Source organism: Ramlibacter agri (genome assembly GCF_012927085.1).
In the GTDB taxonomy this organism is placed as follows: Bacteria; Pseudomonadota; Gammaproteobacteria; order Burkholderiales; family Burkholderiaceae_C; genus Ramlibacter; species Ramlibacter agri.
Genome location: NZ_JABBFX010000001.1, coordinates 940,050 through 963,953, shown reverse-complemented (window position 1 = coordinate 963,953; position 23,904 = coordinate 940,050). Strand labels below are relative to the sequence as shown.

General features: G+C 70.4%; 20 protein-coding genes. 17 read left to right on the top strand and 3 right to left on the bottom strand.

What is annotated here, in order from left to right; all coding sequences use genetic code 11:
- Positions 1-10 precede the first annotated feature (10 nt).
- The 12 genes from HHL11_RS04615 to HHL11_RS04560 all read left to right on the top strand — a co-directional run bounded on the left by HHL11_RS04615 (position 11) and on the right by HHL11_RS04560 (position 14,953).
- Positions 11-1,411, top strand: coding sequence for a sigma 54-interacting transcriptional regulator (locus HHL11_RS04615; RefSeq protein ID WP_169417262.1), 1,401 nt, complete (start codon positions 11-13; stop codon positions 1,409-1,411).
- Between the two features lie 176 nt (positions 1,412-1,587).
- A complete protein-coding gene (locus HHL11_RS04610) occupies positions 1,588-3,141 on the top strand; it encodes a glucan biosynthesis protein G (RefSeq protein ID WP_169417261.1) in 1,554 nt (517 codons plus the stop codon).
- Positions 3,114-5,075, top strand: coding sequence for a glucans biosynthesis glucosyltransferase MdoH (gene mdoH, locus HHL11_RS04605; RefSeq protein WP_169417260.1), 1,962 nt, complete (start codon positions 3,114-3,116; stop codon positions 5,073-5,075). Before HHL11_RS04610 ends, mdoH begins: the two co-directional genes overlap by 28 nt.
- Positions 5,076-5,111: 36 nt before the next feature.
- A complete protein-coding gene (locus HHL11_RS04600) occupies positions 5,112-6,050 on the top strand; it encodes a LysR family transcriptional regulator (protein WP_169417259.1) in 939 nt (312 codons plus the stop codon).
- A gap of 68 nt (positions 6,051-6,118) precedes the next feature.
- A complete protein-coding gene (locus HHL11_RS04595) occupies positions 6,119-7,093 on the top strand; it encodes a tripartite tricarboxylate transporter substrate-binding protein (protein ID WP_169417258.1) in 975 nt (324 codons plus the stop codon).
- 5 nt (positions 7,094-7,098) lie between these two features.
- The gene (locus HHL11_RS04590) at positions 7,099-8,463 is read left to right on the top strand and encodes an acyclic terpene utilization AtuA family protein (protein WP_169417257.1); all 1,365 of its coding nucleotides are present in this window, start codon (positions 7,099-7,101) and stop codon (positions 8,461-8,463) included.
- On the top strand, positions 8,460-8,783 hold the full coding sequence (locus tag HHL11_RS04585) for a DUF4387 domain-containing protein (protein WP_169417256.1): 324 nt from the start codon (positions 8,460-8,462) through the stop codon (positions 8,781-8,783). The genes HHL11_RS04590 and HHL11_RS04585 overlap by 4 nt, the downstream gene beginning before the upstream one ends.
- A 98-nt stretch (positions 8,784-8,881) precedes the next feature.
- Positions 8,882-10,048: a CaiB/BaiF CoA transferase family protein gene (locus HHL11_RS04580; protein WP_169417255.1), complete on the top strand. Its 1,167-nt coding sequence runs from the start codon at positions 8,882-8,884 to the stop codon at positions 10,046-10,048.
- Between the two features lie 48 nt (positions 10,049-10,096).
- Complete coding sequence (locus HHL11_RS04575; RefSeq protein ID WP_169417254.1) at positions 10,097-11,065, top strand: tripartite tricarboxylate transporter substrate binding protein; 969 nt, start codon at positions 10,097-10,099, stop codon at positions 11,063-11,065.
- A gap of 13 nt (positions 11,066-11,078) precedes the next feature.
- Positions 11,079-13,178 carry an acetate--CoA ligase family protein gene (locus tag HHL11_RS04570; protein ID WP_169417253.1) on the top strand — a complete coding sequence of 700 codons (2,100 nt, stop codon included), beginning with the start codon at positions 11,079-11,081 and terminating at the stop codon, positions 13,176-13,178.
- Between the two features lie 37 nt (positions 13,179-13,215).
- Entirely contained in the window at positions 13,216-13,965 is a 750-nt protein-coding gene (locus tag HHL11_RS04565) for an enoyl-CoA hydratase/isomerase family protein (RefSeq protein ID WP_169417252.1), read from the top strand.
- 22 nt (positions 13,966-13,987) lie between these two features.
- Positions 13,988-14,953 carry a tripartite tricarboxylate transporter substrate-binding protein gene (locus HHL11_RS04560; RefSeq protein ID WP_169417251.1) on the top strand — a complete coding sequence of 322 codons (966 nt, stop codon included), beginning with the start codon at positions 13,988-13,990 and terminating at the stop codon, positions 14,951-14,953.
- A 6-nt stretch (positions 14,954-14,959) separates the two neighbouring features.
- Here the strand turns inward: HHL11_RS04560 and HHL11_RS04555 are convergent, their stop codons facing one another.
- The 3 genes from HHL11_RS04555 to ffh form a co-directional block, all read right to left on the bottom strand.
- A complete protein-coding gene (locus HHL11_RS04555) occupies positions 14,960-15,925 on the bottom strand; it encodes a tripartite tricarboxylate transporter substrate binding protein (protein ID WP_342593174.1) in 966 nt (321 codons plus the stop codon).
- Positions 15,926-15,956: 31 nt separating this feature from the next.
- On the bottom strand, positions 15,957-17,147 hold the full coding sequence (locus HHL11_RS04550; RefSeq protein ID WP_169417250.1) for a M20 aminoacylase family protein: 1,191 nt from the start codon (positions 17,145-17,147) through the stop codon (positions 15,957-15,959).
- 129 nt (positions 17,148-17,276) lie between these two features.
- Positions 17,277-18,644 carry a signal recognition particle protein gene (gene ffh / locus HHL11_RS04545; protein ID WP_169417249.1) on the bottom strand — a complete coding sequence of 456 codons (1,368 nt, stop codon included), beginning with the start codon at positions 18,642-18,644 and terminating at the stop codon, positions 17,277-17,279.
- A 73-nt stretch (positions 18,645-18,717) separates the two neighbouring features.
- Between ffh and HHL11_RS04540 the strand changes: the two genes are divergently transcribed.
- From HHL11_RS04540 to ampD, 5 genes are read left to right on the top strand one after another with little or no spacing between them, the layout of a single operon-like run.
- A complete protein-coding gene (locus HHL11_RS04540) occupies positions 18,718-19,512 on the top strand; it encodes a cytochrome C assembly family protein (RefSeq protein ID WP_169417248.1) in 795 nt (264 codons plus the stop codon).
- Positions 19,509-19,742 carry a PP0621 family protein gene (locus tag HHL11_RS04535; RefSeq protein WP_169417247.1) on the top strand — a complete coding sequence of 78 codons (234 nt, stop codon included), beginning with the start codon at positions 19,509-19,511 and terminating at the stop codon, positions 19,740-19,742. The genes HHL11_RS04540 and HHL11_RS04535 overlap by 4 nt, the downstream gene beginning before the upstream one ends.
- Positions 19,729-21,438, top strand: coding sequence for an ATP-binding protein (locus tag HHL11_RS34805; RefSeq protein WP_169417246.1), 1,710 nt, complete (start codon positions 19,729-19,731; stop codon positions 21,436-21,438). The genes HHL11_RS04535 and HHL11_RS34805 overlap by 14 nt, the downstream gene beginning before the upstream one ends.
- A complete protein-coding gene (locus HHL11_RS04525) occupies positions 21,438-22,916 on the top strand; it encodes a sigma-54-dependent transcriptional regulator (RefSeq protein ID WP_169417245.1) in 1,479 nt (492 codons plus the stop codon). Before HHL11_RS34805 ends, HHL11_RS04525 begins: the two co-directional genes overlap by 1 nt.
- Entirely contained in the window at positions 22,897-23,484 is a 588-nt protein-coding gene (gene ampD / locus HHL11_RS04520; RefSeq protein ID WP_169417244.1) for a 1,6-anhydro-N-acetylmuramyl-L-alanine amidase AmpD, read from the top strand. The genes HHL11_RS04525 and ampD overlap by 20 nt, the downstream gene beginning before the upstream one ends.
- Positions 23,485-23,904: the final 420 nt, after the last annotated feature.

Here is a 23,904-nt window from a genome sequence, read left to right as displayed (position 1 = left end):
AGCACTGAACATGGCCACCTCCTCGTCCGCGCCCCGCATCCTCGTCGTCGACGACGACGCGGACATGCTGCAGTTGCTGGCGATGCGGCTGCAGTCGGCGGGCTATCGCGTCACAACGACCGGCTCGGCCGAAGCGGCGCTGGCGCAGCTGGAGCTGGAACGCCCGCAGCTGGTGATCAGCGACGTGCGCCTGCCCGGCCGCGACGGCCTGGCGCTGTTCGACGAAGTGCGGCAGCGCCACCCCGCGCTGCCCGTCATCCTGCTCACCGCGCACGGCACCATTCCCGATGCGGTGGAGGCGACGGCGCGCGGCGTGTTCGGCTACCTCACCAAGCCCTACGACAGCCGCGAACTGCTGGAGAAGGTCACGCAGGCGCTCGCGGTGGCCGCGCCCGCGTCGCCCGTCGCGCATGCGGATGAAGGCTGGCGCACCGGCATCATCAGCCGCTCCAGCCGCATGGCGGACCTGCTGGCGGAAGCGCGCCTGGTGGCGCGCTCCGACGCCAGCGTGCTGCTGCGCGGCGACAGCGGCACCGGCAAGGAGGTGCTCGCCCGTGCCATCCATCGCGCCAGCGCGCGCGCCGCGCGGCCCTTCATCGCCGTCAACTGCGGGGCCATCCCGGAGGCGCTGCTGGAGTCCGAGCTGTTCGGCCACGTGAAGGGCGCCTTCACCGACGCCACCAGCAACCACAAGGGCCTGTTCCAGGCGGCCGACGGCGGCACGCTGCTGCTCGATGAAATCGGCGACATGCCGCCGGCGCTGCAGGTGAAGCTGCTGCGCGTGCTGCAGGAGCGCGCGGTGCGGCCCGTGGGTTCCAGCCAGACGCACCCGGTGGACGTGCGCATCATCTCGGCGACGCATCGCGACCTCGACGCCGCCATGGCCGCCGGCCAGTTCCGCGAAGACCTGTTCTACCGCCTCAACGTCGTCGCGCTCACCTTGCCGAACCTGGGCGAGCGGCGCGAGGACATCCCGCTGCTGGCCAACCACTTCCTGGACAAGCTGGCCGCGAAGTACGGACGCAAGCTTTCCGGCTTCGCGCCGGAGGCGATGAAGGCGCTGATCGCCGCGCCCTGGCCTGGCAACGTGCGCCAGCTCTATAACGTGGTGGAGCAGGTCTGCGCGCTCACCACGACGCCGCTGGTGCCGCTGGCGCTGGTGCAGCGCGCGCTGCGCACGCCCTCGGTCCAGGTGCTCACGTATGCGGAAGCCAAGCGCCGCTTCGAACGCGATTACCTGGTGGGCCTGCTGAAGCTCACGGACGGCAACGTCGCCGACGCGGCGCGCCTGGCCGACCGCAATCGGACCGAGTTCTACCGCCTGCTGCAAAAGCACGAACTCACGCCCGGGCACTTCCAGTCGCGTGCACGCGGCGAAGGCCTGTCGCCATCCGGCGACAACGAGGCCTGACGGCAAATCAAGGGCTTGCCGCGGCCGAGCGGCAGGCTTGTCGCCATGCGGCGACGAAAATGCGTCCCAGGCCGGTGCGCCGGGCCGCGATTTCGCCGCGTCCGCCGCCAGGCGCTCGCAAGCCCATGATCTGAAAGGACTTTTCAGGCTGGCACAGGGTTTGCCCTAGGCTCTCCATGCCTAGTCTTTTCCGGCTGCTGCGCCTGTTGTTCGTGGGCGCGCTGGCCGCGATCGGGACGGCCGGCGCGCAAGCGCAGACCGCCCCCGCCTTCGATTTCGATTCCGTCGCCCGCCTTGCCGCCGAACGCGCGCACGCCGCGTACGTGCCTGCGTCGACCACGCTGCCGGCCGAACTGCAAGGACTGGACTACGACGGCCTGCGCGACATCCGCTTCCGCCCGGCGCGCGCGCTGTGGCGCGACGCGAACCTGCCCTTCGAGGCGATGTTCTTCCATCGCGGCCTCTACCAGCGCGAGGCCGTGCAAGTGAACGAGGTCACGCCCGCCGGCGTGAAGCCGCTGCACTACGACAGCCGCGACTACGACTTCGGCGCCAACGCGGTGCACCCGGACACCTGGGGCGACCTCGGCCACGCAGGCTTCCGCATCCACTACCCGCTGAACTCGCCGGCCTACAAGGACGAACTGGTCGTCTTCCTGGGCGCCAGCTACTTCCGCGCGCTTGGAGCCGGCCAGCAGTACGGCCTGTCGGCACGCGGCCTCGCCATCGACACGGTCGGCGGCGAGGGCGAGGAGTTCCCGCGCTTCACCGCCTTCTGGCTGCAGAAGCCGGCCGCCGATGCGCGCCAGCTGACGCTCTACGCGCTGCTGGAGTCGCCGCGCGCCACCGGCGCCTACCGCTTCGACATCACGCCCGGCACCGACACGGTGATGCGCGTGCAGGCGCGCGTGTTCCTGCGCGTGGGCGCCGCGCGCCCGGTCGCGACGCTGGGCATCGCGCCGCTCACCAGCATGTTCCTCTCCGGCGAGAACCAGCCGCGGCCTGGCGACTTCCGCCCCGAGGTGCACGACTCCGACGGCCTGATGATCGCCAGCGGCGACGGCGAGTGGTTGTGGCGGCCGCTGCAGAACCCGGCGCGCACGAGCACGAACTCGTTCGCGGTGCAGCAGCTGCGCGGCTTCGGCCTGATGCAGCGCGACCGGCAGTTCGCCAGCTACGAGGACGTCGAAGCGCGCTACGAGCGCCGGCCCAGTGCCTGGGTGCGGCCCCTCGGCGACTGGGGCCCGGGCCGCGTGGAACTGCTGCAGCTGCATGCGCCGGACGAAACCCACGACAACGTCGTCGCCTACTGGGTGCCGGCGCAGTTGCCCGCGCCGGGCAAGCCGCTGGACTTCGCCTACGAGCTGCTGTGGCAAGGCGACACGCAGCAGCGCCCGCCCGGCGCCTGGACGCAGCAGTCGCGCCGCGGCTCCGGCTACGCCAAGGATGCGGCCGCGCGCGCCGGCGAAGTGCAGTACGCCGTCGACTTCGCCGGCCCGGCGCTGGACGCCCTGCCCGCCGACGCGCCGGTGCGCGCCGTCGTCAGCGCCGGCGCCAACGGCCGCGTCGTCGAACAGAACACCTATCCCCTGCCCGACCACCGGGGCTGGCGCCTGGTCCTGCGCGTTGCGCGGGCCGACGCGGCGCAGCCGGTGGAACTGCGGGCCTTCCTCCAACACGACGGCCACGTCCTGAGCGAGACATGGAGCAACATAGTCCTTCCCGAGTGAAACCCGCGCGCCCGACAGTGCGCGCCGAACGCCATCCCAACTCGATGACGGCGCCGCCGTTCGCGCGCGGCTCGATGCCGCCGCAGCCCTGGCGCGGCTTCTGGCGCAGCATCGCGACGGCGCTGCTGCAAACCTTGCTGCGCGCCCGCACGAGCGGGAAACGCAGCGAGCCACGCGCGGCCTGGCAGGACGCCGCTGACCGCCGCCGCGTGGTGCTGGTGCTGCTGACACTCGCCAGCGCCGGCTGCGCGAGCACCCTCTTCGCGCTGGCGCAGCCGGAGATCGGCAACGCCTGGCTGCGCTGGGGCCAGGTGGCGCTGTTCGCCATCCTCTCGGCCTGGGTGGTTACGGGCTTCGTCACCGCGCTCATGGGCTTCTGGGTCACGCTATTCGGCGACCGGCACTCGCTGTCGGCGCGCAGCGTGCTGAACCACCCGGTCGCACCCGCCGCGCGCACCGCGATCATCATGCCGATCTGCAACGAGGACGTGGGCACCGTGTTCGCCGGCCTGCGCGCCACCTGCGAATCGGTCGCGGCCACCGGCCACGCGCCGGTGTTCGACGTGTTCGTGCTGTCCGACAGCTACGACCCGGAGATCATCGCCGCCGAGAAAGCCGCCTGGGCCACCCTGCGCGCCGCGCTCGCGACGCACCCCAGGCAGCCGCAGATCGAGGTGTACTACCGCCTGCGCAAGCGCCGCACGCACCGCAAGTCCGGCAACGTGGCGGACTTCTGCCGCCGCTGGGGCCGCAACTACCGCTACATGGTGGTGCTGGACGCCGACAGCGTGATGAGCGGCGACTGCATCGTCTCCATGGTGAAGCTGATGGAAGCGAACCCGCGCGCCGGCATCATCCAGACCGCCAGCCAGGCCGTCGGCCACGCCACGCTGCACGCGCGCGCGCAGCAGTTCGCCTCGCGCGTCACCGGCCGCCTGTTCACGCTGGGCATGCAGTTCTGGCAGCTGGGCGAATCGCATTACTGGGGCCACAACGCGATCCTGCGCGTCGAGCCCTTCACGCGCCATTGCGGCCTGGCCGCGATCCCGGGCCAGGGCGGCCTGTGCGGCCCGATCCTGTCGCACGACTTCGTCGAAGCCGCGCTGATGCGCCGCGCCGGCTACCACGTGTGGCTGGTGGGCGACCTGGTCGGCAGCTACGAGCAGCAGCCGCCGGACCTGCTGTCCGAGCTGCAGCGCGACCGCCGCTGGTGCCAGGGCAACCTGCAGAACGCGCGCCTGCTGGCGGAGCCGGGCCTGCATCGCGTGCACCGCACGATGTTCGCCATCGGTGCCATGTCCTACCTGTCGGCGCCGCTGTGGCTGGTGTTCCTCGGCTTCGGCACCGCGCTGTGGATCTCGCGCGCCGGCCTGCAGCCGCAATGGCATGCGTTGCCGGTGGAACTGCGCGGGCTGTGGTCCTGGACCCTGGCGATGCTGTTCCTGCCGCGCCTGCTGGGCATCGCCGCGGTGTTCCTGCGGCGCGAGCAGCGAGGCTTCGGCGGCGCCCGCGCCCTCCTGCGCAGTGCCGTGCTCGAAACGGCGCTCGCCCTGCTGCAGGCACCGGTGCGCATGCTCGCGCATTCGTGGTTCGTGCTGATCGCGCTGACCGGCCTGAAGCTCGAATGGAAATCGCCGCCCCGCTCGGCGAACGGCCTCACCTGGTCGGAAGCGGCGCTGCGGCTCGCGCCCATGACCGTGCTGGTGGCCGCGCAAGCCGCGGTCGTCGCTTCGGTGCAACTGGATGCGCTGGTCGGCCTGCTGCCCGTGGGCCTGCCGCTGCTGCTGGGCGTGCCGCTGGCGGTGCTGACCAGCCACGTGGCGCTGGGCCGCTGGATGCGCGAGCGCGACGCGCTGCTGATCCCCGAGGAAGCGCGCTCGCCGTCGGTGCTGCGGCGCGCCTGGGACGCGCAGGCGCTGCGCCCGGCGGGCTGAGCGCGCACGGCCGCGGCCCGGCGCTACAGTCCGGGCATGCAGCTGAAGCAGTTCGAGGCCCTCTACTGGGTGGCGCGCCTGGGCGGCTTCCACGCGGCCGCCCGCCATCTGAAGACCGCGCAGCCGACGATCTCGGCGCGCATCCGTGAACTGGAGGAGCAGCTCGGGGTGGAGCTGTTCGACCGCTCGCGCCGGCAGGCGGTGCTCACGGCCAAGGGCCGCGAGCTGGTGGGCTACGCCGAGCAGATGCTGCGCCTGGCCTCCGACATCCGCCAGCGCGTGGGCACGCGCCACAAGCTCTCGGGCCGCGTGCGCCTGGGCGTGACCAGCGTGCCGGCTGCAACCTGGCTGCCCACGCTGGTGCGGCGGCTCGCGCATGCCTACCCCAGCATCGCGCTGGAGTTCATGGTGGAGACCAGCGAGGCCTTGCGCGAGCACCTGGTCGCGGGCGAGCTGGACGCCGCCATCGTGTCGGCCGGCCTGCCCTTGCCGCCCTCGCTGCGCGCGCAGCCGCTCGGGCGGGTGGAGCTGGCCTGGCTGGCGGCGCCTTCCTTGGGATTCACCAGCGGCAGCATCGACCCGCAGACGCTGGCCGGCTCCGCCATCATCACCGACGTGCCGGGCAGCCAGCTGCGCACCATCGCCGAACACTGGTTCGCAGCCGGCGAAGCGCGCCCCGACCGCCACCATGCCTGCCCCAACCTGATCTCGCGCATCCGCCTGGCCTGCGAAGGCGTGGGCGTGGCACTGGCCTCGCCATCCGCCGCGGTGCGCGAAGTGGCCGAAGGCGCGCTGCGCGTGCTGGTGGCCGACCCGCCGCTGCCGCCGCTGGAATACGTGCTGGCCTCCACCGCGCCGGGCGTCGCGCCGGCGGCGGTGAGCGTGGTCTCGACGATGGCCATGGAGCTGATCTCCGAGCGCCCGAGCATGCAGTTCTTCTACTCCGAAGCCGCCGGCCACGAACGGGCCGCCTGATCGGATCGATCACGCCTTTCTATCGATCGCTCCCCTAAAGTGGGTGCATCGATAGCACGGAGCTTGTGATGCCGATTCCACTTCGCCGCAGGACTTTCCTTGCCGCCAGCGCGTTGCTCGCGGGCGCGCAGGCCGGGGCCCAGGCCGACCCGAAGTTCCCGCCGGTGGTGAAACTGGTGGTGCCCTTCCCGCCCGGAGGCAGCAACGACGTGGTGGCGCGCGCGCTGGCGCCGCTGCTGTCGAAGCGGCTGAACACCAGCGTCATCGTCGACAACCGCGCGGGCGCGGCCGGCGTCATCGGCTCCGACTATGTGGCCAAGGCGCCGCGCGACGGCTCGGTGCTGCTGCTATCCTCGTCGTCCTTCCTCACCTCGGCAGCCACGCAGCCCAAGCTGCCCTACGACCCGCTGGCCGCTTTCGCGCCGGTGGCCTTGATGGCCAACGGCCCGATGCTGCTGGCCGTGCCGGCGAGCGCGCCGTACAAGACGCAGGCCGACCTGCTCGCCGCGGCCCGCAGCCGGCCCGGCGCGCTGAACTACGGCTCCTCCGGCATCGGCTCGCTGGGCCACCTGGCGACCGAACTGCTGAATGCGCAGGCCGGCGTGCAGACCGCGCACGTGCCGTACAAAGGCGCGTCCGAAGCCTTGCTCGGGCTGGTGTCGGGGCAGATCCAGCTGATGGTCTCCAACTACAGTTCGCTCGCCTCGCAGATCAAGGCCGGCAAGCTGACCGCGCTGGCCGTCACCTCGCCGGCGCGCAGCAATGCCTTTCCCGAGCTGCCGCCGATCTCCGATGCGGTGCCGGGCTACGGCGTCGAGATCTGGGTCGGCCTGCTGGCACCGGCGGGCACACCGGCGCCGCTGGTCGCGCGCCTCAACCGCGAAATGAATGCCCTGGCCGATGCGCCGGAATTGCGCGCCGTGCTCGACCCCGACGGCGCCGCGCCCATGCGGCTGGACCCCGCCGCCTTCGGCACCCGCATGAAGGAAGAACTCGCGCAATGGAAGCGCATCGCCGCCGAACGCCACATCTCCACTGAATGAGCCCCATGGAATCCCTGAAGATCATCTGCCCCAACGGACACCTCGGCTTCGCGCCGATCCGCACCGCCAGCTTCCGCATCGGTGTCGAAGCCAAGCCGCACTACGTGGCCGCCGACTCCGGCAGCGACGACGTCGGCCCCGGTCCGCTGGGCAGCGACACCTCCACCAGCCCGCTGGCCTGGCAGACCCACGACCTGGAGCAGATGCTGCTGGCCTCGCGCGAGCTGGGCGTGCCCATGATCATCGGCTCCTCGGGCGACACCGGCTCCAACAGCCGCGTGGACCTGTACGTGAAGATCATCCAGGAGCTGGCGGCCAAGCACCGGCTGCCGCAATTCCGCGTGGGCTACTTCTACTCGGAGCTGACGAAGGAAGACCTGCGCAGCCGGATGCGCAACGGCGACATCGTCGCCGGCCTCGACGCGCACCAGGACCTGACCGAAGCGGAGCTGGATGCCACCGACCGCATCGTCGCGATGGCCGACGTGCACCCCTTCATCGAGCTGCTGCGCCAGGGCGCCGACGTCATCATCGGCGGGCGCAGCTCCGATGCCGCGGTGTTCGCCGCGCCCGCCATGTTCCACGGCTTCCCGGCCGACCAGGCCTATTTCCTGGGCAAGGTGCTGGAATGCGCGTCCTTCTGCGCCGAGCCCTATGGCGGCAAGGAGACGGTGCTGGGCGAGATCACGCAGGGCGACGTCCGCGTGACGGCCATGAGCCCGGCGCAGCGCTGCACGGTGGCATCGGTGGCCGGGCATGCGATGTACGAGCGCTCCAACCCCTTCTACGAATACGTGGCCAGTGGCGCGCTGGACATGTCGGCCTGCCACTACGAGCAGGTCGCGGAGAAAACCACGCGCATCACCGGCGCGCGCTTCCGCCCGGGCGCCGAGTTCCGCGTCAAGCTGGAAGGCGCCGGCAAGGTCGGCGAGCGCTTCGTCGGCATGGTGGGCATTCGCGACCCGTACACGATCGCGCACGTCGACCAGGTGATTGACTGGGCGCGCCAGCAGGTGCGCGAGCGCTTCGGCGACGGCGACTACCAACTGCACTACACGGTGTACGGCCGCGACGGCATCATGGGCGCGCTGGAACCGAACCGCCACAAGCCGGCGCACGAACTGTGCGTGCTGGTGCAGGGCGTGGCGCCCACCGCGGAGATAGCGGAGGAGGTCTGCATGATCGGCACGCGCCAGATGTTCTACGCGCGCCTGCCGGACGTGAAGGGCTCGGCCGGCTCGGTGGCCTTCGCGCTGGACGAGGTGCTGCGAGCCAGCCCGGCCTACCGCTGGACCCTGAACCACACGCTGCGCTGCGCGCATCCGCTGGAACTGTTCCCCACCCACATGACGACGGCAGGCATCGCATGAAGACACAGAAGCTTTCCGAGCTGGCGAAGACCATCCGCAGCAAGAACGCCGGGGTCGACAAGATCACCTTCGACGTGATCTTCGCCGACCGTGCCATCTACGAGCGCGTGAGGGCGTCCGGCGTGCTGACGCGCGAGACGGTGGCGAAGCTGTATGGCGTGCCCGACTCGCGCATCTCGGACTTCGTCGAGTTCGCGCCGGGCAATGCCATCAAGTTCACCTTCTTCCGGCTGCAGCCGAGCGGCTGCGCCGGCGACCCGGACATCTTCGGGGCGCAGCAGTATGCGCCGCTGCTGGATATCGAAGTGCCGGCGGACTGAGGCCCGGCGGCCGGCGGGGCCGCCGGCCGCTTTCGAAGGGTTCCCAAATATGGAACTCTTGTCATTTATTTCGGAACGGCTTAGGATGTGCTCCGCCTATGACGTTTCCCGCGAGTTCCCTCCTGCCGCTGGCCGGCGTGCGAGTCGTCGAGTTCTGCTCCACCGCATCCGGCCCCTTTTCGACAATGCTCCTGTCCGACATGGGCGCGGAGGTGGTCAAGATCGAGCCGCCCGACGGCGACGGCCTGCGGCAGTGGCCGCCGCTGAACGAGGGCTACAGCGAGAACTTCGCGGCGCTGAACCGCAACAAGCGCTCGGCGGTGCTGAACCTCAAGGACCCGGCCGACCTGGCGCTCGCCCGCCGGCTGATCCTGGAATCGGACGTCGTGGTGGAGAACAACCGTCCCGGCGTCATGGACCGGCTGGGGCTGGGCTACGCCAGCCTGGCGGCGGACCAGCCGGCGCTGGTGTTCTGCTCCATTTCGGCCTATGGCCAGAGCGGGCCGCGCGCCGGTGAAGGCGGCTTCGACCTCACCATCCAGGCCGCCGCCGGCGTGATGAGCGTGACCGGCGAGCCGGACGGCGCGCCGGTCAAGTGCGGCGTGCCGCTGTCGGACTTCGCTTCCGGCCTGTACGCGGCGTTCTCGGTCGCCTCGATGATCGCGCACGTCCGCGCCGGCGGCCACGGCGCGCACATCGACATCCCGATGTTCGGCTGCACGCTGGGCATCGCGGCGCTGCAGACCAGCGAGTTCTTCGGCAACGACCGCAGCCCCGCGAAGCTGGGTTCGGCCCATCCGCGCAACGCCCCCTACCAGGCCTTCGAGGCCGAGGACGGCCACTTCGCCATCGCGGCCGGCAACCACAAGCTGTGGCTGGACGTGCTGCGCGTCGTGGACCTGCCGCACCTGGCCGATGACGCGCGCTTCCTCAGCACCACCGACCGCGCCCGCAACCAGGCGGAGCTCAAGGTGATCCTGGAAGCCGTGTTCAGGCGCCGGCCCGTCGACCACTGGATCGCGGTCTTCAACGCGGCCGGCGTGCCGCACGCGCGCATCAACGACTACGCGGCGGCGCTGGCCGACCCGCAGACGGCCCACATGGGCTGGGTGCAGCCGCTGGAGCTGCCCAACGGCCAGCAGACCCGGACCTTCGCCTCGCCGGTGCGCCTGAACGGCGTCGGGCTTCCGATCCGCCGCATGCCGCCCGACCTGGGCGAGCATTCCGAGGAGATCCGCGAGCAGTACCGCCTCGACGAGACCTGACGCAGCCACGCGCACGACGTGGCCCCCCCGATGAGAAAGGAGACAACCATGACCCGAGTGCAACGATCCCGCCTGCTGGCACCGCTCGCCCTGTTCCTGCCGGCGCTGGCCGCGGCCGCCGCCGAAACCTGGCCCGCGCGCACCATCCGCATGGTGATCCCCTTCCCGCCAGGGGGATCGTCGGACATCCTCGGCCGGCTCGTGGCCGACCGGCTCGGGCATGCCCTCAACGCCACTTTCATCGTGGACAACAAGCCGGGCGCGACCACGCAGATCGGCACCGACATGGTGGCGAACGCGGCGCCGGACGGCTACACCCTGTTGCTGGGCGCGGCCTCGGCCTTCACCGTGCTGCCCAACCTGCGCAAGCTGAACTACAGCCTGGACAGCTTCGAATCCATCGGCGGCGTGGCCGACTACGTCGCCGTGCTGGCCGTGCGCAAGTCGCTGCCGGTGAACAACGCGCGGGAGTTCATCGAGTACGCGAAGAAGAACCCCGCCAAGCTCTCCTTCGGGTCCGCCGGGGAAGCGTCCGCCGGCCACGTGTACGGCGCGACGCTGGCCCGCGACACCGGCATCAAGGTGCTGCACGTGCCCTTCCGCGGATCGGCCGACGCGGTCAATGCCCTGGTGGCCGGCGACGTCGACTTCGTCATCGACGGCGCGGTGACGCCCATGGTGAAGGCCGACCGGGTCCGCCCGCTGGCCACCCTGTACCGCAAGCGCCATCCGGAGCTGCCGCAGGTGCCGACGCTGGCGGAGGCGGGCTTCACGATCGACACGTCCAAGGGTTCGGGCTGGGGCCTGCTGGCGCCCAAGGGGACGCCGCAGGCCATCGTCAACCGGCTGTCGGAAGCGCTGCACGCCGCGCTGGAACAGAAGGAAGTGCAGGACGCGTTCGTCCGCGCCAACTCCATTGCCGCGTGGCAGACGCCGGAGGCCTTCCGCGCTGGCCTGGCCGCCGACGAAAAGATGTACGCGCAGCTGCTGCCGGCCATTGGCGTGAACAAGAACTGAAGGATTTCGCGAGATGAGTGACTACCGATCCGTGCGGCAGATCCTGCACCCCAACGGAGTGGCGATCGTCGGCGCCTCGGACAGCGAGGAAAAGTGGGGCGGCCGCCTGCTGCGCTACATGCTCAAGCACCGCCACCCTGGCGAGTTGTACCCGGTCAACGCGCGCGCCAGCTCGCTGATGGGCGTGCGCGCCTATGCGTCCGTGCGCGACTGCCCCGGGCCGGTGGACCTGGCCATCCTGCTGGTGCCGCGCGACCGCGTGCGCGACGCCATCGAGGACTGCGTTGCGAAGCAGGTCGCGTGCGCCTTGTGCATCACCGCGGGCTTCGCGGAGACCGGACCCGCAGGCCGCGCCGACGAGGAGGATCTGGTCGCGCTCGCCCGCGCCGGCGGCGTGCGCCTCATCGGCCCCAACTGCATGGGCCTGATGAACACCCACCACAACCTGGCGGCCACCACCGGCGTGGTCATGGGCTCGCTGGACCGCCTGCCCGCGGGCGGCATCGGCCTGGCCAGCCAGAGCGGCGCGCTGATGGGCGCCATGATCGCGCGCGGCGCGGACATCGGGGCCAGCTTCTCGTCGACCGTCTCGGTGGGCAACCAGTCCGACCTGGGCCTCAACGACTTCTTCGAATACCTGGTGGACGACCCGCGCACGGATGTCGTCTGCCTCTACATGGAAGGGGTGAAGGACGCGGCGCGCTTCACCGCGCTGCTGGCCCGCGCGGCCGCGGCCGGCAAGCCGGTCTGCATCGCCAAGTCGGGCCGCAGCGAAGCGGGCGCGCGCGCGGCCGCTTCGCACACCGCCAGCCTCGCCGGCGCCTGGCCGGCGTTCGAGGCCGTGTGCCGGCACCACGGCGCCTACCTCTTCGAGACCATCTACGACCTGCTGCAAGGCGCGCAGCTGCTGCAGCGGGGCAAGCGCGCCAGCTCGCGCGGCGCCGCCGTCATGTCGGGCTCGGGCGGCGGCGGCGCGCTGCTGGTCGACGCGCTGCAGGACAACGGCCTGGAGATGCCCACCCTGTCGGAACGCACGCAGCAGGCGCTGGCGAGCGTGCTGCCGGCCACGCACCGCCAGCTGCCGCTGGACTTCGGCATGCTGAACCACCTGGCGCCGCCCGACCCCGCGGTCGAGGGCGGCTCGGTCGGCATCGCGCTGGACCGCGCGATGGCCGATCCGGCCGTGGGCCTGGGCGTGCTGCTGCTCACCACGCAGCCGCAGCAGGAACGCGTGGCGCAGGCCGCCCTTTCGGTGGCGCAGCGCTGCGACAAGCCGCTGCTGTTCGTGCAGGGCGCCGGCAACCACGGCGAACCGGCGCGCGCACTGCTGCGGCAGGCCGGCCACGGTTACTTCGACAGCCCGCACGATGCGCTGAAAGTCGCGCAGGCGCTGGCGCAGCGCGAAGCGCCGCAGCCGGCGGCCGCCAGCAGCGACGGCGCGCACGTGCCGGACACCCTGCCGCGCGGTTTCCTGACCGAACCCGATGCCCGCCGTCTGCTGGAGGCCAACGGCATCCCGACGACGGCCTGGCGGCTGGCGGCCGATGCCCGCCTGGCGGTGCAGGCGGCGCGCGAACTGGGCGGACCGGTCGCCATCAAGGCGGTGAGCCCGAAGATCGTGCACAAGAGCGACGTCGGTGCGGTGCGCCTGGGCGTGCGCGGCGACGATGCGGTGCTGGCCGCCTGCGATGCCATCGCCACGGCGGCAGCCGCCGCCGGCGTCGCCGAACTCGAAGGCTTCCTGGTGACCGAGATGGTCCGCGCCGACACCGAGCTGATCGCCGGCATCCAGCTGGACCCCGACTTCGGCCCGCTGGTGATGGTCGGTGCCGGCGGCGTGCTGGTCGAACTGATGCGCGACGTCCAGCTCGCACCCGCGCCGCTGTCGCTGGACACGGCACGCGGCATGCTGCGCAAGCTGCGCAGCTTTCCGCTGCTGGCCGGCTACCGCGGCCGGCCGCCGGCCGACCTGGACGCGCTGGCGAACGTGCTGGTGCGCCTGGGCCAGCTGGCCGCGGCCGGCGGCGCGCGCGTGCGCGAACTCGATATCAACCCGCTCTTCGTGGCGGGCGACCGCGTCGTCGCCGCCGACGCCCGGGCCACCCTGGGCTGAACGCCCCCAACATTTCTTGAAGAAGGAGACCGTACCCATGACGGCCATCAACGCCGCGATCGCCTATGAGTCCCGCGATGCCATCGCGCTGATCACGATCACCCGGCCCGAAGCGCGCAATGCGATCAACAACGACGTGGTGCAGGGCCTGCACGAAGCCTGGCGCCGCTTCGCCCAGAGCGAGGACCGCGTGGCCATCCTGAACGCGCAGGGCGAACAGGCCTTCTCCGCCGGCGCCGACCTCAAGGACCTGCCGCGCGACGTGTGGCTGGCCATGCCCAACCTCTCGGTGCCCTGCGACAAGCCCATCATCGCCGTCGTCAACGGCTTTGCCGTGGGCGCCGGCGCGACCGCGGTGATGCTGGCCGACATGGCGGTGGCCGAGGAGCACGCGAGCTTCATCTACCCCGAAGCCAAGATCGGCGCCTTCGCGGGCATCATGGGCGGCTTCGCGCCGCGCATGCAATACAAGGCGGGGCTCGAGTGGCTGATGACCGGCGACCCGATGAACGCGCAGCGCGCCTATGAGATCGGCCTGGTCAACCGGCTGGCGCCCAAGGGCCAGGGCCTGGGAGTCGCGCTGGAAGTGGCCGGCAAGATCGCGCGCAACGCGCCGCTGGTGGTGCAGGCGATGAAGAGCATCTCGCGCAGCGTGCTGCCGAAGTCCTCCACCGAGACCTACTACCCGCAGCGCGTGATGCTGGACCGCATCGCGCAGAGCGAGGACCAGAAGGAAGGCGTGGCCTCGTTCCGGGAAAAGCGCGCGCCCCAGTTCAAGGGCCGCTGAATCCAGCCGCAAGGAGCCAGTCGTGAAACTTCATCGTCGTACCTTCTGTGCATCCCTCGCCCTGCCCTTCGTGGCGAAGCCGTCCTGGGCGCAGTCCGGCCGCTGGCCGAACAAGGTGCTGCACTTCGTCACGCCCTACCCGCCGGGAGGCCTGTCGGACCAGATCACCCGCTTCATCGCCAACGGCGTGTCCAGCGAGCTGGGGCAGCCCGTGATCGTGGACAACCGCGCGGGCGCCGGCGCCGTCCTGGGCACCGAGTTCGCGGCGCGCTCGGCGCCCGATGGCTACACCTTCCTGGTGGCGCCCACGGCCGCCGTCGCCATCGCGCCCTGGCTGCGCAAGGTCCGCTTCACGGCGGACGACTTCGCGCCGGTCGCCAAGCTGACCTCCAGCTACGGCCTGGTCACCGCCCGCAAGGAAGCGCCCTGGGCCAACTACCGCGACTTCGTCACCGCGGCCAAGGCAGCGCCGGGCAAGTACACCTTCGCGTCCAACGGCGTCGGCTCCATCGTGCACCTCACCGGCGTGCTGCTGCACAAGCAGGCCGGCATCGACGTGGTCCACGTGCCCTACAAGGGCTCGATGGAGTCGATGACCGACCTGATCGGCGGCCGCGTCGACGTGATGTACGACCCGGTGACCTTGCCGCGCGTGAAGGACGGGATGCTCAAGGGGCTGGTGACCACCAACCCCACGCGCAACCCCGAGCTGCCGAACGTGCCCACCTTGCAGGAGCTGGGCTTCGACATCGACCCGCGCAGCTGGTTCGCGCTGTTCGCGCCCAAGGGGACGCCGCCGGAGATCGTCGCGCGCATGAGCGAGGCAGCACAGAAGGCAATGAGCGCGCCCACGGCCAGGCAGCAGCTGCAGCTGTCCGCGATGTACCCGGACTTCGAGGGCCCCGACGCCTTCCGGCGCCGGGTTCAGGAAGACAGCAGCTTCTTCCGCGAGTTGATCCGCAAGGAAAACATCCAGGCGGAAGGCTGAGGCGGCTTATTCGATGCGGGCGCCGGAGGCCTTCACCAGCACGCCGGCCTGCTCGTAATCCGCCTTCAGCAGCTTCTGGAAATCGTCCACCGACATGTTCGGGCCGGACTCCACGCCCAGGTTGGCCAGGCGCTGCTGCACTTCGGGCAGCGCCAGCACCTTGTTCAGGGCGGCGTTCAGCTTGTCGACTTCCGCCTTCGGCGTCGTCGACGGCGTCAGCACGCCGATCCAGGAATCGAACTTGTAGCCCGGCACGCCGGCTTCGGCCGCCGTGGGCAGGTCCGGCATGAAGCGCGAGCGCTGCGTGCCCGTGTACGCCAGCAGCTTGATGCGCGGGTCCTGCTTGAAACCCACCAGGCCGACGACGGCGGACGTGACGCCCTGCACGCGGCCGGCCAGCACCTCGTTGACGGCGTCGCCGGTGGACTTCATCGGCACGTGCTGCATCTCGGCCCCGGCCTTGGACAGGAAGTAGGCCATGCCCAGGTGCGTCGCGCTGCCGTTGCCGGCTGACGCGTAGTTGAACTGCCCCGGCTTGCTTTTCAGCAGCTTCACGTAGTCGGCCAGGTTGTTCACGCCCAGGTTGGACGGCGCGGCGATCACGTAGCCCGAGTTGCCGATGTAGGCGACGCCCGTGAAGTCCTTGATCGGGTCGTAACCCAGCTTCGAGTACAGGTGCCCGGCCAGCGTGTGGCTGGCCGCGGCCAGCACCAGCGTGTTGCCGTCGCCGGGCGCCTTGGCCGCCTGCAGGGTGCCGACGGTGCCGCCGGCGCCGGGCTTGTTCTCCACCAGCACGCTGGCGCCGAGCTCCTTGCCCAGTTCCTGGCTGAAGGTGCGCGCCACCGTGTCCTGCACCGCGCCGGGGCCGAAGGGCACCACCATGTGGATCACGCGGTCGGCGAAGGCGGGCGTGGCCGCGGTGGCGGCGAGGGCAAGCGCCAGCACGGCGCGGCGGCTACTGCGAAGGGTCACGGTTGTCTCCTGTGGTTTGTTTGTCGCGTGCTCAGGCCGGGGCCAGCCATTTCTGCGCCAGCCGCACGAAGTAGCTGGCGCCGATGGGGATGATCTCGTCGTTGAAATCAAACGAGGTGTTGTGGATGATGCAAGGACCGGGCCCGTGGTCCGGCAACCGGTGGCCGCCGTCGCCGTTGCCGACGAAGGCGTAGCAACCCGGCTTGACGCGCAGCATGTGGGCGAAGTCCTCCGCGCCCATGACGGCGGGGTAGTTGTCGTCGACATGCTCGGCGCCGACGATCTCGCGCATCACTTCGGCGGCGAACCGTGCCTCTTTTTCATGGTTGACCACCGGCGGCGAGGCGCGGCGGAAACCGATCTCGGCCCGGCAGCCGTGCGCCTGGGCGATGCCGTCGGCGAGGCGGCGCAGGCCGGCCTCGATCTTGTCGGTGGCGTCGGTGGAGAAGGTGCGCACCGTGCCGCCCACCCAGGCTTCGTCGGGAATGACGTTGGGCGCGCCGGAGCCCTGGATCTGCGTGACCGCCAGCAGGGCGCGCTCGCGCGAGTCGATCACCTTGGCCACCAGGGTCTGCAGCTGCTGGCCCAGTTCGATGACGGCGGACACCGGGTCGATGCCGGTGTGCGGCATCGACGCGTGGGTGCCGCGGCCGTGCATGGTGACCTTCCAGGTATTGCTGGAGGCCATCAGCGCGCCGTCGTTGACGGCGAAGGTGCCGACGTCGACCGCGAAGTTGTGCAGGGCGAAGACGGCGTCGCAGGGGAAGCGCTCGAACAGGCCGTCCTCGATCATCTTCAGGGCGCCGGCCTTGCCCATTTCCTCGGCCGGCTGGAAGATGAAGTTGACGGTGCCGTCGAAGTCCTTCGTCTTCGACAGGTGCCAGGCCGCGGCCAGCAGCATGGTGGTGTGGCCGTCGTGGCCGCAGGCGTGCATGCGGCCGTCGTGCTGCGAGCGGTGCGGGAAGTGGTTCTCTTCCTGCAGCGGCAGCGCGTCGAGGTCGGCACGCAGGCCGATGCTGCGCTTGCTGCTGCCCCGGCGCAGGACGCCGACGACGCCGGTCCCGGCGATGCCGGTGTGCACTTCGAGGCCCCACTCCTGCAGGAGTTCGGCCACGATCTTCGAGGTGCGATGCTCCTCGAAGCCCAGCTCGGGATGCATGTGGATGTCGCGCCGCAGGGCGACGAAGCGGGAGATGTCGGCGAAGGAATCGACGAGGTTCATGGCCGACGAGTATAGGTACTTCGTCACCCCCGCGAAGGCGGGAACCCAGGGCTCCCAGGAGCGAAAAAGCGGCCTTGCGGCCGCGATTGAACACCCTGGGCCCCCGCCTGCGCGGGGGCGACGAAAGGGTCAGAACGGCATCTTGGGCATCCCGCCCTTGCCGCCGAAGCGCTTCATCAGCTTCATCATGGCGCCGCCCTTCATCTTCTTCATCATCTGCTGCATCTGCTCGAACTCGTTGAGCAGGCGGTTGACTTCCTGCACCTGCACGCCGGCGCCGGCGGCGATGCGGCGCTTGCGGGTGGCCTTGATGATTTCGGGCTTGCGGCGTTCGGCCGCCGTCATCGAGCAGATGATGCCTTCCTTGCGGCGCACGTCGCGCTCGGCGCGGTCCATGTCCACCTGGCCGGCCTTGGCCTGGATCTGCGCGGGCATCTTGTCCATCAGCGTGGACAGGCCGCCCATCTGCTTCATCTGCTGGATCTGCGACAGGAAGTCGTTCAGGTCGAAGCCTTCGCCGCTCTTCACCTTGGCGGCCAGCTTCTGCGCGGCCTCCATGTCGACGCCGGCCTGCACCTGCTCCACCAGCGCCACGATGTCGCCCATGCCAAGGATGCGGCCCGCATGGCGCTCGGCGTCGAACACCTCCAGGCCGTCGATCTTCTCGCTGGTGCCGGCGAACTTGATCGGCGCGCCGGTGATCTGGCGCACCGACAGCGCCGCGCCGCCGCGCGAGTCGCCATCGAGCTTGGTCAGGATGATGCCGGTGAGCGGCAGCGCCTCCTTGAAGGCCTTGGCCGTGTTGATCGCGTCCTGGCCCTGCATGGCGTCTACCACGAACAGGGTCTCCACCGGGTTCAGCGCCGCGTGCAGCTCGCGGATCTCCTTCATCATCGCCTCGTCGATGGCGAGGCGGCCGGCGGTGTCGACCAGCAGCACGTCGAAGTACTGCTTGCGCGCGTAGTCGATGGCGGCCCGGGCGATGTCCACCGGCTTCTGGTCCGGCGTGCTGGGGAACCATTCGGCGCCGGCCTGGGCCGTCACCGTCTTCAGCTGCTCGATGGCGGCGGGGCGGTAGACGTCGCCCGAGACCGTGAGCACCTTCTTCTTGCGCTTCTCGATCAGGTGCTTGGCCAGCTTGGCAGTGGTGGTCGTCTTGCCGGCGCCCTGCAGGCCGGCCATCAGGATCACGGCCGGCGGCTGGGCCTGCAGGTTGATGTCGCTGACGCCTTCGCCGATGGTGGCCACCAGCTCGCGGTTGACGATGCCCACCAGCGCCTGGCCGGGGTTCAGCGAACCCACGACCTCGGCGCCGAGCGCCTTGTCCTTGACCCGGTTGATGAAGTCGCGCACGACGGGCAGCGCGACGTCCGCCTCGAGCAGCGCCATGCGCACCTCGCGCAGCATGTCCTGCACGTTGGCTTCGGTGATGCGGGCCTGGCCGCGCATCTGCTTGACCAGTCGGGAAAGTTTGTCGCTGAGTGCGGAGGTGGCCATGGAATGGGGGGAAGTGGGGGTTGCGCCACAGGCGCCCAAGGGCGCGCGAGGCGGGGGGACTAAACTTGTCCACATGATTTTATCCAGTGCCTCCCCGGCCAGTGTGGCGCTGTCCGTGGCCGCGGCGGTGGCTTATGCCGTGCCCGCGGCAGGCTCGAAGCGGCTGAGCGAGGCCGCGGCCCGCCGCGCCTTCCTGGCCGCCTGGGCGCTGCACGCGCTGGCGCTGGCCTGGGCGCTGCTGGGCGAGACGCCGCGCTTCGGCTTCGCGCCGGCGCTGTCGATCACCGTCTGGCTGGTGTGCACGGTCTACGCGGTGGAACGCCAGTTTTTTCCGCAACTGCAGGCCCGCTGGGCGCTCGCCGGCCTGGGCGCCCCGGCGGTGCTGCTGGCGCTGGCCTTTCCCGGCACGCCGCTGCACGTGTCCTCGCCCTGGCTGCCGCTGCACCTGCTGCTGGGCGTGGGCGCCTACGGCCTGTTCGCGGCTTCCGCGGTCCACGCCTGGCTGATGACGCGGATGGAGCACACGATGCGCAACGCCACCGAGCTGCAGCCCGGGCTGCCGCTGCTGACGCTGGAGCGCCTGACCTTCCGCTTCGCCACCGCGGGCTTCGTCCTGCTGTCGGCCACCCTGCTGGCCGGCATGTTCTTTTCCGAGGCGCTGTATGGCCGCGCCTGGCGCTGGGAGCACAAGACGGTGTTCTCGGTGCTGGCCTGGATCGCCTTCGCGCTGCTGCTGCTGGGGCGGGCCCGCTTCGGCCTGCGCGGGCGCCGCGCCGTGCGCGTCATCTACGTCGGTTCGCTGCTGCTGCTGCTCGCCTACGTGGGCTCTCGCTTCGTGCTGGAAGTCATCCTGAGGCGCGCCGCATGAAGTACCTGCTGCTGATCGCCATCCTGGTGGTCGCCTACATGATCTGGCGCAACAACCAGCTGCTGGAGCAGGACGAGCGCGCCCGCGCGCCGCGCCAGGCCGCCGGCAAGCCGCAGGACATGGTGTGCTGCCCGGTCTGCTCGGTGCACCTGCCGCGCTCCGACGCGGTGGCCGGCGCCAAGGGCGTCTTCTATTGCAGCCAGGAGCACCGCCAGCGTGGCGGCGGCTGAAGCCATGACCGAGAACTCCACCTGGGAACTGCCTGCGCGCATCGAACCCGCGGAGGAGCTCCCGGCCTTCCACCGGCTCTGGCTCGGCTTCATGGCCGCGCGCATGGGCGTCGGCGTCGTGCTGCTGGTGCTGCTGGGCGGCCTCATGCTGGCCGGCTTCACCTCGGTCAACGGCTGGCAGCTGGCGCTGTGCGGCGCCTACCTGCTGGCCTCCGTGGCCGTGCGCATGTTCGCGCGGCCGGCCATGCCGGGGCGCACCTTCGACCCGCAGTGGGTGTCCACCATCGGCATCGACCTGCTCGCGTTCTCCACGCTGCAGTTCCTGCAGGCCGCCAGCCTGAACTATGCGCCGCTGTACGCGCTGCCGGTGCTCACCGCCTCCGTGCTGGGCTCCTTCCTGCTGGCCCTGGGCACGGCAGCCGGCGTCACCCTGCTGCTGCTGATCGACGGTTGGCTGCAGGCCCTGCTGATCGGCGACCACACGGGCCCGCTGGTGCAGGCCGGCCTCAGCGGCGGCGGCTATTTCGCGGTGGCCGTGCTGGCCAACCAGCTGTCGGTGCGGCTGGCGCGCGAGGAACTGGCGGCGCGCCGCAGCCGCTCCGCGATCCGCACCCAGGCCCACGTCAACGAGGTCGTGATCGAAACGCTGACCGAAGGCGTGCTGGTCGTCGGCGCCGACTGGCAGGTGCACGCGGCCAACCCCGCCGCGCGCCAGCTGCTTGGCTGGCAGGCGCGCGAAGCGCCCGCTTCGCTGGCGCTGATCTCGCGACCGGGCTGGAAGCCGCTGGTGGCGCTGGCCCAGCGCACCTTCGCCGACCAGACCTCGCACGCGGCCGAACTGGCGCTGGAGCTCACGCGCGGCGAGCGCCTGCACGTGCGCGTGCGCACCCGGCTGACGCCTCCGCAGGATGCTTACGCCGATGCCCTATGCGTGATGTTCCTGCAGGACCTGCGCGAAGCCGAAGCGCGGCTGCGCACCGAGAAGCTCGCGGCCATGGGCCGCATGTCGGCAGCCGTGGCGCATGAGATCCGCAATCCGCTGGCCGCGATCGCCCAGGCCAACAGCCTGCTGGCCGAGGAACTGTCCGATGCCGGCCAGCAGCAATTGACCACGATGGTGCGGCAGAACGCCCAGCGGCTGTCGCGCATCGTCGACGAGATCCTGAACCTGGCCCGGCTGCAGCAGCCCTCCACCGACTGGCTGGAGCTGGACCTGGCCGTGGACCTGTTCGCCCGCGAGTGGTCCGAGCAGAACAAGCCGGGCGAGCGGCTGCGCCTCTCGCTCGCTTCCGATGCGGCCTGGACCGCTTTCGATGGCGAGCACCTGCGCCGCATCCTGGTGAACCTTCTGGACAACGCCCTGCGCTATGCCAGCCCGGCACCGGGCGCAATCGTTGTTGCCACGCAAATGACGGGCGAACAGGCCCGGCTGCATGTGTGGAGCAACGGCGCGCCGCTGGACCCGGGCGTGCAGCGCCACCTGTTCGAGCCCTTCTTCTCCTCGGAAAGCCGGTCCAGCGGGCTCGGGCTCTACATCTGCCGCGAGTTGTGTGACCGCCACGGTGCCACGATCAGCTACACGCGTGCGCCGGCGCCGGACGGCAGCGGCCGCGATGGCAACCAGTTCACGATCGCGTTTCGCACGCGCGCAACAGTGCTGCCAGGCGCCCTGCCGTTTGCCACAATACGCGCCTGATGCCCCAGCCAGCCGCTCCCTCGCCCCAGGTCCTCGTCGTCGACGACGAGCCGGACCTGCGCACGCTCTACGAGCTGACGCTGTTGCGCGAAGGCTATCGCGTCGACGCCGCTGGCACGCTGGCCGAAGCGAACCAGCTGCTGGAGCAGCGCCGCTTCGACGCCGTCATCACCGACATGCGCCTGCCCGACGGCCTGGGCCTGGAACTGCTGCAGAAGATGGGCGCGCAACAGCGCCCCGAGCGCTGCATCGTCATGACGGCCTACGGCTCCGCCGAGAACGCGGTGGAAGCGCTGAAGGCCGGCGCCTTCGACTACCTCACCAAGCCGGTGGACCTGAAGCAGTTCCGCTCCGTCGTGGCCTCGGCCATCCAGGAAGTGGGCGAACGCACCCGGCCCGGCACCACGCGCTCGGCCCCGGCACCGGCGGAACGCACCGGCTCCGCCGCGGCGCTGCTGCGGCTGGTGGGCGACTCCGCACCGATGCGGATGGTGAAGGAACGCATCGGCAAGGTCGCGCGCAGCATGGCGCCGGTGCTGGTGCGCGGCGAATCCGGCACCGGCAAGGAACTGGCGGCGCGCGCCATCCATGCCTGCAGCCACCGCGTCGACGGGCCCTTCATCGCCGTGAACTGCGGCGCCATCCCGGAGACCTTGCTGGAGGCGGAATTCTTCGGCGCGAAGAAGGGCTCCTACACCGGCGCTTCGGCCGACCGCGAAGGCTATTTCCAGGCCGCGCGCGGCGGCACGCTGTTCCTCGACGAGATCGGCGACCTGCCGCTGCAGATGCAGTCCAAGCTGCTGCGCGCGATCCAGGAGCGCAGCGTGCGCGCGCTCGGCTCCACGCAGGAAGAGTCCGTGGACGTGCGCATCGTCAGCGCGACCCACAAGGACCTGGCCGCCGACGTGCAGGCCGGGCGCTTCCGCCAGGACCTGTTCTACCGCCTGAACGTCATCGAGATCCTGGTGCCGCCGCTGCGCGAGCGGCGCGAGGACCTGCCGGTGCTGTGCGGCGCGCTGCTGGCGCGAATCGCGCACGAGACCGGCATGCCCGCCCCGCAGCTGTCGCCCCAGGTGCTGCTGCAGTTGCAGCAGCTGCCCTTGCCCGGCAACGTCCGCGAGCTGGAAAACCTGCTGCACCGCGCGCTCGCCCTGTCCGACGGCAGCCAGCTGCAGGTGGATTTCGCGCCGACCACGGCGCCGGGCGAGCCGGCCGCCGCGGCAGCAGCAACTGCGGTCGCGACCGCCACGGCCCCCGCCGTCGCGGCCCCGGCGCCGGTGGTGCCCAGCGACCTGCAGGCCTACCTGGACCAGCAGGAGCGCGACATCCTGGTGAAGGCGCTGAAGGAAACGAACTTCAACCGCACGGCGGCGGCGCAGAAGCTCGGGCTGTCGCTGCGCCAGATCCGCTACCGCATCGCCCGCCTGGCCATCGCCACGCCCGGCAGCGAAGAGCCGGATGACCCGACCAACCCCTGATGCACTCTGGGCGGGCGGCTGGTACCGCTTCGCCCACCGCTGCGATTCGCCGAACTTCGGCCCGCGCCCGGCCGGCGCGCAGATCGACCTGGTGGTGGTGCACTCCATCAGCCTGCCGCCCGGCGCCTACGGCGGCGACGAGGTGCAAAGGCTGTTCACCAACACGCTGGACTGGGACGCACACCCGTACTTCCAGACGATCCGCGGCATCCAGGTCTCGGCGCATTTCTTCATCCGCCGCGACGGCGCGCTGTGGCAGTTCGTGAGCTGCGACGAGCGCGCCTGGCATGCGGGCCCTTCGCAGTGGCGCGGGCGCGCGAACTGCAACGACGACTCCGTCGGCATCGAGCTGGAAGGGCTGGAAGGCGAGAGCTTCGAGCCCGCGCAGTACGAGGCGCTGTCCGCGTTGTGCGCAGCCCTCGCGCAACACTACCCGATCCGCCATTTGGCGGGCCACGAGCACATCGCGCCCGGGCGCAAGGCCGATCCGGGCGCGCGCTTCGACTGGGCGCTGCTGCAGCGGGAAACGGGTTTTCCACCGGAATGGTTTCCGGCGCCCTACGCCTAGTTTTGTGGCGGGTGCACTACATCTAGTAGCACCCAAGCGCGGCAACACCACCTATAGTGTCCAGCGCTGCACTCCACCGGTGCCGCCTGGGGATGAAGCTGTGGAAAACCTGTTGGCTCGCTGGGTAGACGTTGTTGTCAACGCACGTGCGGGCAAACACTATAGGTAGGCCCTTGCAATCTCCGGAACGCTAGATATAGTGGTTGCAGTACACTCTGCGCCGTACGAGAGGAGAAGAGATGACCAGTGAAATGCAGCAAGCGCCTTGCGCGCCCGTAACCTGCACACCCGCACTCGTGTCTCGCGTCCCAGGTCTCCCCAGGACCCCTCCTCGTCCAATCCTTCAGCCGGGGTTTCCCACCCTAGGCTGGTAGCCGCAACCGCCCCGCCCCTTGCTTCGAGCAACACCTGCGCTCGCAG

What these genes read in the sequence shown, in the direction of transcription:
- HHL11_RS04615 (WP_169417262.1), top strand. Translation starts at nt 11, where the DNA reads ATGGCCACCTCCTCGTCCGCGCCCCGCATCCTCGTCGTCGACGACGAC.
- HHL11_RS04610 (WP_169417261.1), top strand. Translation starts at nt 1,588, where the DNA reads ATGCCTAGTCTTTTCCGGCTGCTGCGCCTGTTGTTCGTGGGCGCGCTG.
- mdoH (WP_169417260.1), top strand. Translation starts at nt 3,114, where the DNA reads ATGGAGCAACATAGTCCTTCCCGAGTGAAACCCGCGCGCCCGACAGTG.
- HHL11_RS04600 (WP_169417259.1), top strand. Translation starts at nt 5,112, where the DNA reads ATGCAGCTGAAGCAGTTCGAGGCCCTCTACTGGGTGGCGCGCCTGGGC.
- HHL11_RS04595 (WP_169417258.1), top strand. Translation starts at nt 6,119, where the DNA reads ATGCCGATTCCACTTCGCCGCAGGACTTTCCTTGCCGCCAGCGCGTTG.
- HHL11_RS04590 (WP_169417257.1), top strand. Translation starts at nt 7,099, where the DNA reads ATGGAATCCCTGAAGATCATCTGCCCCAACGGACACCTCGGCTTCGCG.
- HHL11_RS04585 (WP_169417256.1), top strand. Translation starts at nt 8,460, where the DNA reads ATGAAGACACAGAAGCTTTCCGAGCTGGCGAAGACCATCCGCAGCAAG.
- HHL11_RS04580 (WP_169417255.1), top strand. Translation starts at nt 8,882, where the DNA reads ATGACGTTTCCCGCGAGTTCCCTCCTGCCGCTGGCCGGCGTGCGAGTC.
- HHL11_RS04575 (WP_169417254.1), top strand. Translation starts at nt 10,097, where the DNA reads ATGACCCGAGTGCAACGATCCCGCCTGCTGGCACCGCTCGCCCTGTTC.
- HHL11_RS04570 (WP_169417253.1), top strand. Translation starts at nt 11,079, where the DNA reads ATGAGTGACTACCGATCCGTGCGGCAGATCCTGCACCCCAACGGAGTG.
- HHL11_RS04565 (WP_169417252.1), top strand. Translation starts at nt 13,216, where the DNA reads ATGACGGCCATCAACGCCGCGATCGCCTATGAGTCCCGCGATGCCATC.
- HHL11_RS04550 (WP_169417250.1), bottom strand. Translation starts at nt 17,147, where the DNA reads ATGAACCTCGTCGATTCCTTCGCCGACATCTCCCGCTTCGTCGCCCTG.
- ffh (WP_169417249.1), bottom strand. Translation starts at nt 18,644, where the DNA reads ATGGCCACCTCCGCACTCAGCGACAAACTTTCCCGACTGGTCAAGCAG.
- HHL11_RS04540 (WP_169417248.1), top strand. Translation starts at nt 18,718, where the DNA reads ATGATTTTATCCAGTGCCTCCCCGGCCAGTGTGGCGCTGTCCGTGGCC.
- HHL11_RS04535 (WP_169417247.1), top strand. Translation starts at nt 19,509, where the DNA reads ATGAAGTACCTGCTGCTGATCGCCATCCTGGTGGTCGCCTACATGATC.
- HHL11_RS04525 (WP_169417245.1), top strand. Translation starts at nt 21,438, where the DNA reads ATGCCCCAGCCAGCCGCTCCCTCGCCCCAGGTCCTCGTCGTCGACGAC.
- ampD (WP_169417244.1), top strand. Translation starts at nt 22,897, where the DNA reads ATGACCCGACCAACCCCTGATGCACTCTGGGCGGGCGGCTGGTACCGC.